General features: G+C 65.0%; 11 protein-coding genes. 1 reads left to right on the top strand and 10 read right to left on the bottom strand.

The window, feature by feature from the left end; genetic code table 11:
• Nucleotides 1–185 precede the first annotated feature (185 nt).
• From B9Z01_RS10705 to B9Z01_RS10670, 8 genes are all read right to left on the bottom strand, one after another.
• Entirely contained in the window at nucleotides 186–983 is a 798-nt protein-coding gene (locus B9Z01_RS10705; RefSeq protein ID WP_085482702.1) for an FAD binding domain-containing protein, read from the bottom strand.
• A gap of 28 nt (nucleotides 984–1,011) precedes the next feature.
• A complete protein-coding gene (locus tag B9Z01_RS10700) occupies nucleotides 1,012–3,393 on the bottom strand; it encodes a xanthine dehydrogenase family protein molybdopterin-binding subunit (protein WP_085482700.1) in 2,382 nt (793 codons plus the stop codon).
• Nucleotides 3,394–3,403: 10 nt separating this feature from the next.
• A complete protein-coding gene (locus tag B9Z01_RS10695) occupies nucleotides 3,404–3,919 on the bottom strand; it encodes a (2Fe-2S)-binding protein (protein WP_085482698.1) in 516 nt (171 codons plus the stop codon).
• Between the two features lie 466 nt (nucleotides 3,920–4,385).
• Entirely contained in the window at nucleotides 4,386–5,777 is a 1,392-nt protein-coding gene (locus tag B9Z01_RS10690; RefSeq protein ID WP_085482696.1) for a branched-chain amino acid transporter BcaP, read from the bottom strand.
• A gap of 298 nt (nucleotides 5,778–6,075) precedes the next feature.
• Nucleotides 6,076–6,732 carry a response regulator transcription factor RqpR gene (gene rqpR, locus B9Z01_RS10685; protein ID WP_085483497.1) on the bottom strand — a complete coding sequence of 219 codons (657 nt, stop codon included), beginning with the start codon at nucleotides 6,730–6,732 and terminating at the stop codon, nucleotides 6,076–6,078.
• A 10-nt stretch (nucleotides 6,733–6,742) separates the two neighbouring features.
• On the bottom strand, nucleotides 6,743–7,693 hold the full coding sequence (locus tag B9Z01_RS10680) for a sensor histidine kinase (protein WP_085482694.1): 951 nt from the start codon (nucleotides 7,691–7,693) through the stop codon (nucleotides 6,743–6,745).
• A gap of 429 nt (nucleotides 7,694–8,122) precedes the next feature.
• Entirely contained in the window at nucleotides 8,123–8,893 is a 771-nt protein-coding gene (locus tag B9Z01_RS10675; protein WP_085482692.1) for a ferredoxin--NADP reductase, read from the bottom strand.
• Nucleotides 8,894–8,966: 73 nt separating this feature from the next.
• Nucleotides 8,967–9,263: a hypothetical protein gene (locus B9Z01_RS10670; protein ID WP_085482690.1), complete on the bottom strand. Its 297-nt coding sequence runs from the start codon at nucleotides 9,261–9,263 to the stop codon at nucleotides 8,967–8,969.
• Between the two features lie 216 nt (nucleotides 9,264–9,479).
• Between B9Z01_RS10670 and B9Z01_RS10665 the strand changes: the two genes are divergently transcribed.
• A complete protein-coding gene (locus B9Z01_RS10665) occupies nucleotides 9,480–10,634 on the top strand; it encodes an NHL repeat-containing protein (RefSeq protein WP_420814659.1) in 1,155 nt (384 codons plus the stop codon).
• A 188-nt stretch (nucleotides 10,635–10,822) separates the two neighbouring features.
• Here the strand turns inward: B9Z01_RS10665 and B9Z01_RS10660 are convergent, their stop codons facing one another.
• Entirely contained in the window at nucleotides 10,823–11,779 is a 957-nt protein-coding gene (locus tag B9Z01_RS10660) for an ABC transporter permease (protein WP_085482688.1), read from the bottom strand.
• Nucleotides 11,780–11,818: 39 nt separating this feature from the next.
• A complete protein-coding gene (locus B9Z01_RS10655) occupies nucleotides 11,819–12,730 on the bottom strand; it encodes an ABC transporter permease (RefSeq protein WP_420814662.1) in 912 nt (303 codons plus the stop codon).
• Nucleotide 12,731 lies beyond the last annotated feature (1 nt).

Here is a 12,731-nt window from a genome sequence, read left to right as displayed (position 1 = left end):
ACGGATGCCTGACTAGTGTCTGGCTGGCGCTCGCTGAAGCGTGGCGCGAGTGCCATGCAAAAAACGAGCAAGGCGCGAAAAAGCGGAATAAGGCCTCGCATTTGCCTTGCGCGCGAAGTGAGCGAAGCCGGCTTGCCCGCGCAATGAATCGATGCGCGGCAAGTCGGCCTGATTAGTCAAGATTGCTAACTATTTGCCTTCGTGACCGCGCGCGCGGCGAGCAACGGAATCAGATGCGCGCGGTACTCGGCGCTTGCGTGCATGTCGTCGTTCAGATCGCTGGACGGCACGCTCACCGCACGCGCGGCGTCCGGCGCGAAGTTCGCCGACAGCGCGCTTTCGAGTTCGGGCACACGAAATACCGACGACGCCGCGCCCGTCACCGCGACGCGCACGCCGCTCGCGAACTTCGCGACGAACACGCCGACGAGCGCGAAATGCGACGCGGGATTGTTGAACTTCTCGTAGGCCGCGCGCTCGGGCACCGGAAACTCGACGGCGACGATCAGCTCGTCGGGTTCGAGCGCGGTCTCGTACATCCCCACGAAAAAGTCGCTAGCCGTGATGCGCCGCCGGTCGGTGACGATGGTCGCATCGAGCGCGAGGGCGGCTGCCGGATAGCACGCGGCCGGATCGTTGTTGGCGAGCGAGCCGCCAATCGTGCCGAGCGCGCGCACCTGCCGGTCGCCGATGTGTCCGGCGAGATCGGCGAGCGCGGGCAGCACGCGCCGCACGTCCGCGTGATCGGCCACGTCAGCGTGACAAACCGCTGCGCCGACCGTCACCGTTTTCGCGTCGGCGGCGATCGACTTGAGCGCGGGAATGCGCGTCACGTCGATCAGTTGCGACGGCTGTGCGAGACGCAGGCGCATCGTCGGCAACAGGCTCTGGCCGCCGGCGAGGAACTTCGCATCGCTGTCGGCGGTGAGGGCTGCGGCGGCCGCTTTGGGATCCGTCGCGCGTTGATACTCGAATGAATACATGTCGAATGCTCCGCTCAGGATCGTTGGGTCAGGGTTGCTTTGCCGCTTGAAGCGCGGACCATACGCGATGCGGCGTGGCCGGCATCTGCAGATCGGTCACGCCGAGCGGCGCGAGCGCGTCGATGATCGCGTTGATGACCGCCGGCGGCGAGCCGATCGCGCCCGCTTCGCCGCAGCCTTTGACGCCGAGCGGATTGTGCGTGCACGGCGTGCCCTTCGCGGTTTCCACCGTGAAGTTGGGCAGATCGGACGCACGGGGCATCGCGTAGTCCATGTACGAGCCGGACAGCAACTGGCCGCTTTCGTTGTCGTACACGCAGCGCTCGAGCATCGCCTGGCCGATGCCCTGCGCGAGCCCGCCATGCACCTGGCCCTCGACGATCATCGGATTGATCACGTTGCCGAAATCGTCGACCGCCGTGAACTGCTGGATGAGGGACACGCCCGTCTCAGGATCGACTTCGATCTCGCAGATGTACGCGCCCGACGGATACGTGAAGTTGGTCGGATCGTAGAACGCGCTTTCTTCGAGGCCCGGTTCGAGCACGTCGAGCGGATAGTTGTGCGGCACGTAGGCCGCGAGCGAAATTTCCGCGAATGCCTTCGTGCGGTCGGTGCCCGCGACGCGAAATACGCCGTTCTGGAATTCGATGTCTTCGGCCGATGCTTCGAGCAGATGCGCGGCGATCTTCTTCGCCTTCGCTTCGATTTTGTCGAGCGCCTTCGAGATTGCCGAGCCGCCCACCGCGATCGAGCGCGAGCCGTACGTGCCCATGCCGAACGCGATGCGGCCAGTGTCGCCGTGCACGACCTCGACGTTTTCGAGCGGAATGCCGAGCCGGTCCGCGACCACCTGCGCGAAGGTCGTTTCATGCCCCTGGCCGTGACTGTGCGAGCCCGTGAACACCGTCACCGAACCGGTCGGATGCACGCGAATCTGCCCGACTTCGAATAGACCCGCACGCGCGCCGAGCGCGCCCGCGATGTTCGATGGCGCGAGACCGCATGCCTCGATGTAGCACGAGTAGCCAAGCCCGCGCCGCTTGCCATTCTTTTCGGATTCCTGCCGACGCGCGGCGAAGCCTTTGACGTCCGCGAGTTCGAGCGCGCGCGCGAGTAGCACGTTGTAATCGCCGGTGTCGTACGTGAGGCCGACCGGCGTCGCGTACGGAAACTGGGTGATGAAATTGCGGCGGCGGATTTCCGCGGGGTCGAGCTTCATCTCGCGCGCCGCGGCTTCGACGAGACGCTCGACGACGAACGTCGCTTCCGGGCGGCCCGCGCCGCGATAGGCGTCGACGGGAACCGTGTTGGTGAACACCGCCTTCACTTCCGCGTAGATCGCGGGCGTTGCGTATTGCCCGGCGAGCAGCGTCGCGTACAGGATCGTCGGCACGCTCGACGCGAACGTCGACAGATAGGCGCCCATGTTTGCGATCGTGTGCACGCGCATCGCGAGGAACTTGCCGTCGGCGTCCATCGCGAGTTCGGCTTTCGTCACGTGATCGCGGCCGTGCGCGTCGGAGAGGAAGGCCTCGGAGCGCTCGGCGGTCCATTTGACCGGGCGGCCGATCTTCTTCGACGCCCATGTGAGCGCAACGTCTTCCGCGTACAGGAAGATCTTCGAGCCGAAGCCGCCGCCGACGTCCGGTGCGATCACGCGCAGCTTCGATTCCGGCAGCGACAGCACGAACGCGGCCATCAGCAGCCGCTCGACATGCGGGTTCTGATTCGCCACGTACAGTGTGTAGCTCTCGTCCTGCACCGAATAGTTCGCATTGACCGCGCGCGGCTCGATCGCGTTCGGCACGAGCCGGTTATTGACGATGTCGAGCGTGGTCACGTGTGCGGCTTTGGCGAACGCGGCGTCGGTCGCGGCCTTGTCGCCGTGGCCCCAGTTGTAGCAGACGTTGTCGGGCACTTCGTCGTGCACGGCGGCCTGACCCGGGTCGGACGCATGCGTGGTGTCGACCACGGCCGGCAGCACGTCGTAATCGACGTCGATCAGCTCGGCCGCGTCTTTCGCGGCCTTGATCGATTCGGCGATCACGAGCGCGACCTGATCGCCGACGTGCCGCGCTTTCGTATGTGCGATCACCGGATGCGGCGGCTCGTTCATCGGCTTGCCGTCGATGCTGTGGATCAGCCAGCCGCACGGCAGTCCGCCGACGTTCTCGGCGGCGAGGTCCGCGCCGGTGAAGATCGCGACGACGCCCGGCGACTGTTTCGCCGCCGCCGTGTCGATGTGATTGATCTTCGCGTGCGCGTGCGGCGAGCGCAGGAACACGGCGTAGGTTTGTTGCGGCAGGACGATGTCGTCGGTGTACTGGCCTTTGCCGGTCAGGAAGCGATAGTCTTCCTTGCGTTCGACAGCGGCGCCGATGAGGCTCGGGGTATCGGGTGCGTTCATCGTCGGCTCCTCAGGCGTTGGCCGGCGCGCTGGCCGCTGCGTCGGCGGTGGCGCCGGCGGACTTCATACCCGCGGCGCCTTCGAGCACGGCCTTGACGATGTTGTGATAGCCCGTACAGCGGCACAGATTGCCGTCGAGCTGGTCGCGCACGTCGTCGCCGGTCAGATCGGGTTGACGCTGCACGAGCGATACCGCGCTCATCACCATGCCCGGTGTGCAGAAGCCGCATTGCAGACCGTGGCAGTGTTTGAACGCGGCCTGCATCGGATGCAGCGTGCCGTTGTGCGAGAGCCCTTCGATGGTCGTGACCTCCGCGCCATCTGCTTGCACGGCGAGGATGTTGCAGGACTTGATCGCGCGACCGTTCAGATGCACCGTGCACGCGCCGCATTGGGCCGTATCGCAGCCGATGTGCGTGCCGGTCAGACGCAATTGCTCGCGCAGGAACTGGACTAGCAGGGTGCCAGGGTCGATTGAGGCGCTCACGGGTGCGCCGTTGACCGTCAGACTGATGCTGATCGCCATGAAGCTGTCTCCTTGTTGATCGGCGTGAGCGCTTTGGCACCGACTCCGATCCCACACGCTATGGCGTGTCGACTGGAATGGGTGCTTCGGCACTTACCCCGATCCCATGCAAGATGGTTGCTGTGGGTGAGACCGGACCTGTGATTTTTATTGCCCTTGCCTTCCTTCGACTGCGTGCTGATTGCGATTCGCGAGGTCCGATGAGGGTGTTGCGGGTTTTATAGGTCTGCCGAAAAGTAAAGCACAAATCGCGCGAGCGCGCTATGAGGGGAAGTGTGTTCCACGCGAGAGGACGGGTGAAAGCGCACGGAGAGCGGTGTGACGTCTGAGGAACGGGACGCCGAAAAGAGTTGCGCCCCGTATGCGGTGCATGACGGGGCGCATGATAGATCAGCGGAAAGCGGGGGCTACGCGGCGAGCGTTAGTCCGGTCGCAGTTTGGTCGCCGTTTGATGAGACTGCGGCCCTTACTTCGCCAGTTTCGAATGCCGGCGCGAGTAGCCGAAGTAAATCACCATGCCGATCGCGAGCCAGATCACGAAGGCCGCCCACGTGATGCCTTGCAGGTTGAACATCAGGAACAGGCACGATGCGACCGCGAGCACCGGCACGACCGGCACGCCGGGGCAGCGGAACGCGCGCGGCAATTCGGGGTGCGTCTTGCGCAGCACGAGCACCGCGATCGACACCATCGAAAACGCGGCGAGCGTGCCGATATTGATCAGCTCAGCGAGCACGTTGAGCGGCACGAGCGCGCCGATCAGGCCGAAGAAAATGCCGACGAGCCACGTCGTGAAGAACGGCGTCGCAAAACGCGGATGCACCTTCGAGAGCTTCGCGGGCAACAGGCCGTCGCGCGACATCGCGAAGATCACGCGCGTCTGGCCGTAGGCCATCACGAGAATCACGGTCAGCATGCCGAGCACGGCGCCGAGGTCGATGAAGCCCGCGACCCAGTTCTGCCCAGCCAGTTGCAGCGCATACGACACCGGGTGCGAAATGCCCATGAACTTCGCCGACGGCACGATGCCGGTCACAACCGCCGCCACCGCGACGTACAGCACCGCGCACACGCCGAGCGATGCGATGATGCCGATCGGCAGATCGCGCTTCGGATTCTTCACTTCTTCCGCCGCGGACGACACGGAATCGAAGCCGATGAACGCGAAGAACATCACCGCGGCCGCGCCGAACACGCCGCTCCAGCCGTTCGGCATGAACGGATGCCAGTTGGCCGGGTTCACGTGGAATACGCCCACGGCGATCACGAGCAGCACGACCGTCACCTTGATCGCGACCATGATGTTGTTGATCCGCGCGGATTCGCGCACGCCGAGCGACAGCAGCGTGGTGATCGCCATCATCACGAGGAACGCGGGCAGGTTGAACAGCGTTGCGTGTCCGGGGATGGCGCGGGGGGCCGCCGTCAGCGCCATCGGCAGCGACACGCCGAAGCCCGACAGCAGCGATTGCAGGTAGCCCGACCAGCCGACCGACACCGCCGAGGTCGCGAGCCCGTACTCGAGCATCAGGTCCCAGCCGATGATCCACGCCGCCAGCTCGCCGAGCGTCGCGTACGAGTACGTGTAGATCGAACCGGCGACCGGAATGGTCGACGCGAATTCCGCGTAGGCGAGCGCGGCGAAGCCGCAGGCGATCGCTGCGATCAGGAACGAGATCATCAGCGCGGGGCCGGCTTGCACGGCGCCCGTGCCGGTCAGCACGAAGATGCCGGTGCCGATGATGGCGCCGACGCCGAGGAAAGTGAGGTCGAGCGCGCCGAGCGCCTTTTTCAGGCCGGCGTTCTGAGCGCTCGCCGCGAGCATGTGCTCGACGCTCTTTTTGCGAAACAGGGACATTGGCGTGGGGTCTCCAGTAGTGCACGCGTGTTGCGCGCCGAATGTCGGGGAAAACCCGGCATTCTAGCCGATACGTACCGCTTCTCCGGCTGGGAGCGGCACGTTTGGGGCACGGACGGAGAGCGGAAATTCCCGCCGGGATGGGGCTTCCGGGTGGCGTTCGCGTACAGAGGGCGAACTGTGAACATGGCTTTTACCGGATGAGCGACGAATGGGGAGGGAATCTCTCCGTGGCCGTTGCCGTGGCGCCGCAGGCCACTTTTCCCGCGGCGGATCCTCGCGCGTGTGCGGCGAGAGGTCAGCCCGCCATTGCCGGGTTCAGGTCCACCAGACGGTTGCTCATCACGTAGAACGTCAGCTCGGCGTTGTTGCGCAGCTTCATTTTTTCGAGCAGGCGCGTGCGGTACACGCTGACCGTCTTCACCGATAGCGACAGCGCGGTGGCGATGTCCGTCAGCCGTTTGCCCGACGCGAGCATGCAGAGCGTCTGGTATTCGCGATCGGAGAGCTTTTCGTGCGGCAGCTGCTCGCCGTCGAACGATACGTAATCGGCGAGCGCTTCGGCCATCGCCGGGCTCACGTACTTGCGGCCCGCGGCGACCTGCTGGATCGCGCCGATCATCTGCGCGGCGTCGACCGTTTTCGACAGATAGCCGGACGCCCCGGCCTTCAGCGCGCGCACCGCGTACTGGTCCTCGCGGTACATCGAGAAGATCAGAACGGCTACACGCGGCGCCTTGCGCTTCAGGCGCTTGACCACTTCGACACCGTTCATGTCGGGCAGCGAAATGTCGAGCAGTGCGACGTCGAAGCTCTGCTGGCCGACCGCGTCGAGCGCTTCCGCGCCGCTTTGCGCCTCGGCGACCTCGCGTGCGACGCCGCGATCGAGCAGCAACTGGCGGACGCTCTCGCGGACCACGGCGTGATCTTCGGCGATCAGAATGCGCAGGCTCATGATGGCGTGCTCACGATTGCAGCGCGCGCCGGGCGGCGCGCGACGCGGGCGCGAGCATCGCGTCCCAGGCGAAGCGCGCATGGACGAGGGTGCCGCGCGCGGGCTGGTTGCTTGCGTTGGCTGGGTTGTTGGCGGTGTGGCTGGACTGATGATTGTCGCCGCTCCGGCCGTTAATGCCGCTAATGCCGCGGCCACCACGGCCGGCACTCGCGCGCCGCGCGCTCACCTGCAGCGTGCCGTCGAACGCGGCGCAGCGCGCCTGCATGCCGGAGAGGCCGAATTGGCCGCCTGGACCGCCTGCACCACCCTGGCCGTCACGCGCGCGCGCGCCGCGCCGCAGGCCGATGCCGTCGTCGCTGATGAGCAGCGTCAGATGGCGCGGGCCGGTCTCGAGGCGCACCTCGGCACAGCTCGCGCGCGCGTGTTTCGCAATATTGTTCAGCGCTTCCTGCGCGACACGGAACACGGCGAGCGCCGCGTCGGCAGATAGCCGCGCGAGCCGTGCGTCGTCGGCGCAGGTGAATGTGGCGCGCAACTGGGTGCGCGCAGCGAATTCGTTGATCCAGCGCGTGAGCGCGCCGGCTACACCCGCTTCGAACGACGGCGCGTGCAGTTGCACGACGGCCTCGCGGCTCGCGGCATAGACGGCGTCGAGCGAGCGGTTTGCGACCGCGAGCGCGGTCGAGCATTGCGGCGGGGCGTCGGCGGGCAGCCAGGTCTCGACGCCGGCCAGCGCGAAGCGCGTCGCGGTCAGCTCGGCGCCGACGCCGTCGTGCAACTCGCGCGCCACGTGACGGCGCGCGCTCTCCTGCGCCTGCACGAGTTCGGCCGACAGTTCGCGCACCCGCGCGCGCAGCCGCTCCAGCTCGCGCGCAACAGCGAGCGACGGCGCGTCGAAGCCATCACGAGCCGCTGACGACGCAGGCGGAGCGTTGAACGGGACGGCAGTCGACGTATCCATGAATTCCCCTCTCAGGATGCGGTGTGGACAGCGAAACAGGTGCGTACAGGCGGCATGAAGACAGAAGAAGGCATGCGACTCTCAAGTCTCCGGGTGCGTCCGTCGCACACGGGGCGCAACGGACAGATTGCCAAGCTGGAACGTAACGAAATTTACGTTTAGTAACAATTGAGGTGAACCACGAAAGGCTGCCGAATCGTCTGATCTTGCGGCGCGATAATATCTCAAAAATAAGAAAAGCGCAGTCGCACCAACGGTTAGCGCGTACTTCTCATACGCTGCTTGATGTTTTTCGGATCGAAATTTGTCGGAATAATACCGACGCAGAATGTCAACTAGCTGGCGGCAATTTGTAACAGCAACAAAAAAGGAGCCCGGAGGCTCCTTTTTGCGGGATTCGCGGCACCGAGGGCCGCAAACGGATGGGGTTCAGCCGACGAAGGCCTTTTCGACCACGTAGTGACCCGGGTCGTTGTTGCTGCCTTCCTTGAAGCCCAGGTCGTCGAGCAGCTTGCGCGTGTCGCGCAGCATGTGCGGGCTGCCGCACAGCATGATGCGGTCGTTTTCGAGCGAGAAGCCCGGCACGCCGAGGTCGGCGAACAGCTTTTCGGTTTCGATCAGCTCGGTGATGCGGCCGCGGTTCTGGAACGCCTCGCGCGTGACGGTCGGGTAGTACAGCAGCTTTTCCTGCACCAGTTCGCCGAGGTGCTCGTGCGCCGGCAGGTGGTCGGTGATGTATTCCTTGTACGCGAGTTCGTCGACGAAACGGCAGGTGTGCGTGAGGATCACGCGCTCGTAGCGGTCGTAAATGTCCGGATCTTTGATGATCGACATGAACGGCGCGAGGCCCGTGCCGGTGGAGAGCAGCCACAGCGTCTTGCCCGGCAGCAGGTTGTCGGCCACCAGCGTGCCGACCGGCTTCTTGCCGATCAGGACTTCGTCGCCGACCTTCAGGTGCTGCAAGCGCGACGTGAGCGGGCCGTCCTGCACCTTGATGCTCAGGAATTCGAGATGTTCTTCGTAGTTCGCACTGGCGAGGCTATATGCGCGGATCAGCGGCTTGCCTTCGACCTGGAGGCCCACCATCGTGAACTGGCCGTTTTCGAAGCGGAACGACGGATCGCGCGTGCAGGTGAAGCTGAAAAGCGTATCGGTCCAGTGATGGACGCTCAGGACGGTTTGTGAATTGAGGTTGCTCATGGCTTCTTGGATAGTGCGAAAACAAAGGCGGCCAGTCGTCTGAGCCGGCCGGCACGGCAAGGGCGATGCTGCGCTAACCCGTGGTCGGGAAACACGCGCAATCCGCCATTTTACCGTGCCCGCGGTGCGGGGCCGCGGCGCGGCGGTTGAGCGTGGTGAAGCGGGTTGCCGGACCAGGAAGCGGCGGCGCCGGTTTTTTGGCGCTGCAAAGTACGTTGGCGTGAGTGCGGCCGCGCTTCAGCGGGGTACGGCGATTCGGCGAATGCCGCGCGAGGCGGCGGGCCATTGGCTGCCTGGCATGCGCGAAAGCGGCGCGCCGCGCGGGCAACAATTTCAGGATCATACCGAAAGGCGGCGTGCGCTGCAGCATTGACCCTGCTGATAAAACTGGCAAGTGGGGCGGAACCCTCCCGGCGCAATCGGGATCGCCTGGTTTTCGACATCGTTCGCGTGGCGCGATTTTTTGGGGAATACACCAGACGTTGCCTCGTTTACGCAGCACGCGAGTCGCGTGAAGCAATGCAGTGGGGTGACTGCGCGACTCGTCCTGACGGCTCCGGCCGTCCCTGCGAGTAGGAGGTGTCAAATGGAAGCTTCTCGTGCTATGTCTGCATCCGGTTCATACGTTGGCTTCAACGGGTTGGTGATACGGGTACGCGCAGCGCGCTTCGTGCGTCGTGCGGTGTGTCGAGCCGGGCTACTGGCTTTATCGTTGGGGACGCTCGGGGCCGGGGCGCAGGAGGTGATCCTGCCGCCAAATTCGGTGACCTCATCGACCGTTCCGGCCAACGGCGATGTCAATCCGTACGGCATTGCGTTCGTGCCGGCCGGCGTGCCGTCCTGGAGCACGCTCAAACCTGGCGATGTGGTGGTGTCGAATTTCAATGCGAAGTCGAATCTGCAGGGAACCGGTACGACGATCGTCAAGCTCGTGTCCAATAGCAACCCGGTGACGTTCTTCCAGGGCCACAACCTCGGTCTCACGACGGCGCTCGCCGTGCTGAGAAGCGGCTTCGTGCTGGTGGGCAATGTGCCGACTACGGATGGCAAGAACGTCGTCGCGCCGGGCTCGCTGCTCGTCATCAATCCGCAGGGCGGTCTCGTCAAGCAACTGATCGATCCCAACCTGCTGGATGGTCCCTGGGACCTGGCCGTGATCGACGGCGGGCAATTCGCCAGGGTCTTCGTCTCGGATGTGTTGAACGGCAAGGTCGCGCGGATCGATCTTGCCATCGGGGAGAATGGCGTTCAGGTGCTGCCGAGCTCGACCATCATCGCGTCAGGCTACCTGCACCGCACCGACCCGGCGGCGCTCGTGGTCGGCCCGACGGGGCTGGCTTACGACCCATCGCATGATGCGCTTTACGTCGCCTCGACAGGCGACAACGCGGTGTTCGCGATCTACGGCGCTGCCGGCGCGAATCATGATGGCGGAATGGGTCGGATGATTTACCAGGACAACACCCACCTGCACGGTCCGCTTGCGCTGGCACTCGCACCCAACGGGCATCTCGTTACTGCAAACGGCGACGCGGTCAATCCCGACCCGAAGCATCCCAGCGAAATTGTCGAGTTCACTGTTGAGGGACAATTCGTCGCGCAACTGTCGGTCGACGCTGCGTCGGGCTCCGCATTTGGTCTTGCATTCGGCCTCGACAGCAAGCGCCACCTGCAGTTTGCCGCGGTAGACGACAACACGAATACGGCGACAGTCTGGACGTTGCGCAAAGACAGTCAATAAGCGGAAACAGGACGACGATCTGGGGCGCCGTGACGCGTCGGCGGCACGCCACGCCCGCACGGTTCGACGGTGAGTCTATCGGTACACAGATAGGGGGCCGGGACGGTGATTGCCGGGGCAAGTCTCAGTCAGGTAAGGAAATTCTGTCCGATGCAGTTGGTGACGCTCAACTCGCGGGTGCCGCTTGCTCACGCTGCCGCCACCCGCTTCTTGCCGCGCTGTTTCAACACCCGCGCCTGCATCACGATCACGAGTAGCAGGAACACACCGCGAATCACCGACTGCCAGTACGCCGACAGACTGATAAACCCGAGCCCGTTCTCGAAGTTCAGCAGATTGAACACGAGCCCGAGCAGTAGCACGCCGGCAATCGTCATCGCGACCGAGCCTTCGCCGCCGGTCAGCAGCGTGCCGCCGAGCACGACCGCCGAAATCGCGAACAGCTCCCAGCCGACGCCTTCGTTCGGCTGCCCCGCGCCGAACTGCGCGGCGAGGATCACGCCCGCCATGCCGGCAAGCAGACCGCTCACCGCATAGGCCGTGACCAGCGTGCGGTCGACGTTCAGACCCATCAGCCGCGCGGCCTCTTCGCTGCCGCCGATCGCGAGCGAGTGCCGTCCGAAGCGCGTGCTGCGCAGCGCGAGCCAGCCCGCCACGGCCGCGGCGAGCGCGACGAGTCCCGGAATCGGCAGCCCGAACAGATCGCCTTGGCCGAAGTTGCCGAAGTTCGAATCGGCTGCGATCGATACGGCGTCGTTCTTGCCGAGCAGCAGCGCGACGCCGTGCGCGCCGAGGCTGGTGGCGAGCGTCACGATGAACGGCAGAATCTTGAGCCGCGTGATGATGATGCCGTTCAGCACGCCGACCGCAAGCCCGGCCGCGCAGCCCGCGAGCACCGCGACCCAGCCGCCGTAGACGCTCGTCAGCGCGGCGACCACGCTCGCGAGCGCGGCCACCGTGCCGACCGACAGATCGATGCCGCCCGTGATGATGACGAAGGCCATGCCGATCGAGATCAGCGCGAACATCGAGTTGTAGCGCCAGAACGACGTGATGTTGTACGCCGAGCCGAAGTGTTCGTAGCGCACGAGCCCAAGGACGACGAGAGCCGCGAGCGCAATCAGGATAGGAAGATTCTTTTTCATCGCATCGAGTCCGGGAGTGTCGGTGGGCGACGTGAAGCGTCAGCGCGAGCGCCGCTGCACATAAACCGCCGCGATGATGATGCCGGCCTTCACGACGAGCGCGGCCGCATCGGGAATGCCGTGCGCGAGCAGCGTATAGCGCAGCAACTGGATGATGAGCGCGCCGATCAGCGTGCCGCCGATATAGGCCTTGCCGCCCGTCAACGCCGTGCCGCCGACCGCGACCGCCGCGATCGCATCGAGCTCGACGCCAAGCCCGACCACATTCGCATCCGACGACGAATTCACCGAGATCGAGATCAGCCCGGCGAGCCCCGCGAGCGCCGCGCACAGCGTGTAGGCGATCAGCTTGACGGTCGCGGTCGGCACGCCGCACAGGTACGCGGCTTTCTCGTTGCCGCCGGTGATCAGCAGGTACTGGCCGAACAGCGTCTTGCGCACGACCCACACGAACACGGCGACGAGCGCGAGCATCAGCAGCACCTGGAACGGCACGCCCGCAACCTTGCCTAGCGCGATCCACTGGAACGCGGGCGTGTCGAATGCCTGCAGGCTGCCGTCGGTGACGACCTGGGCGATGCCGCGTCCCGCGATGAACAGCACGAGCGTCGCGACGATCGGCTGCACCGATAGCCTTGTCACGAGCAGGCCGTTGAACACGCCGCACGCGGCGGCCGCGAGTACCGGCAGCACGAATGCGAGCGCGATGCCGAGCGGCCCCGGGATGTTGAGAAACAGCATCGGCGCGAGCGCGCCGGAAATCGCCATCGACGCGCCGACCGACAGATCGATGCCGCCCGTCGCCACGACGAGCGTCATGCCGATGCCGACGATCACGATCGTCACGACCTGCGTCATGTTCACGTTGAAGGTCTGCAGCGACCAGAAATGCGGCGTGAAGATCAGGTTGAACAGCACCATCGCGAGCAGCACGATGACTTCGCGCTGCATC

Source organism: Paraburkholderia susongensis, assembly GCF_900177725.1.
Lineage (GTDB): Bacteria > Pseudomonadota > Gammaproteobacteria > Burkholderiales > Burkholderiaceae > Paraburkholderia > Paraburkholderia susongensis.
The sequence above is the reverse complement of the archived record's forward strand: the minus strand, read 5'-3'. Positions and strand labels throughout refer to the sequence as shown.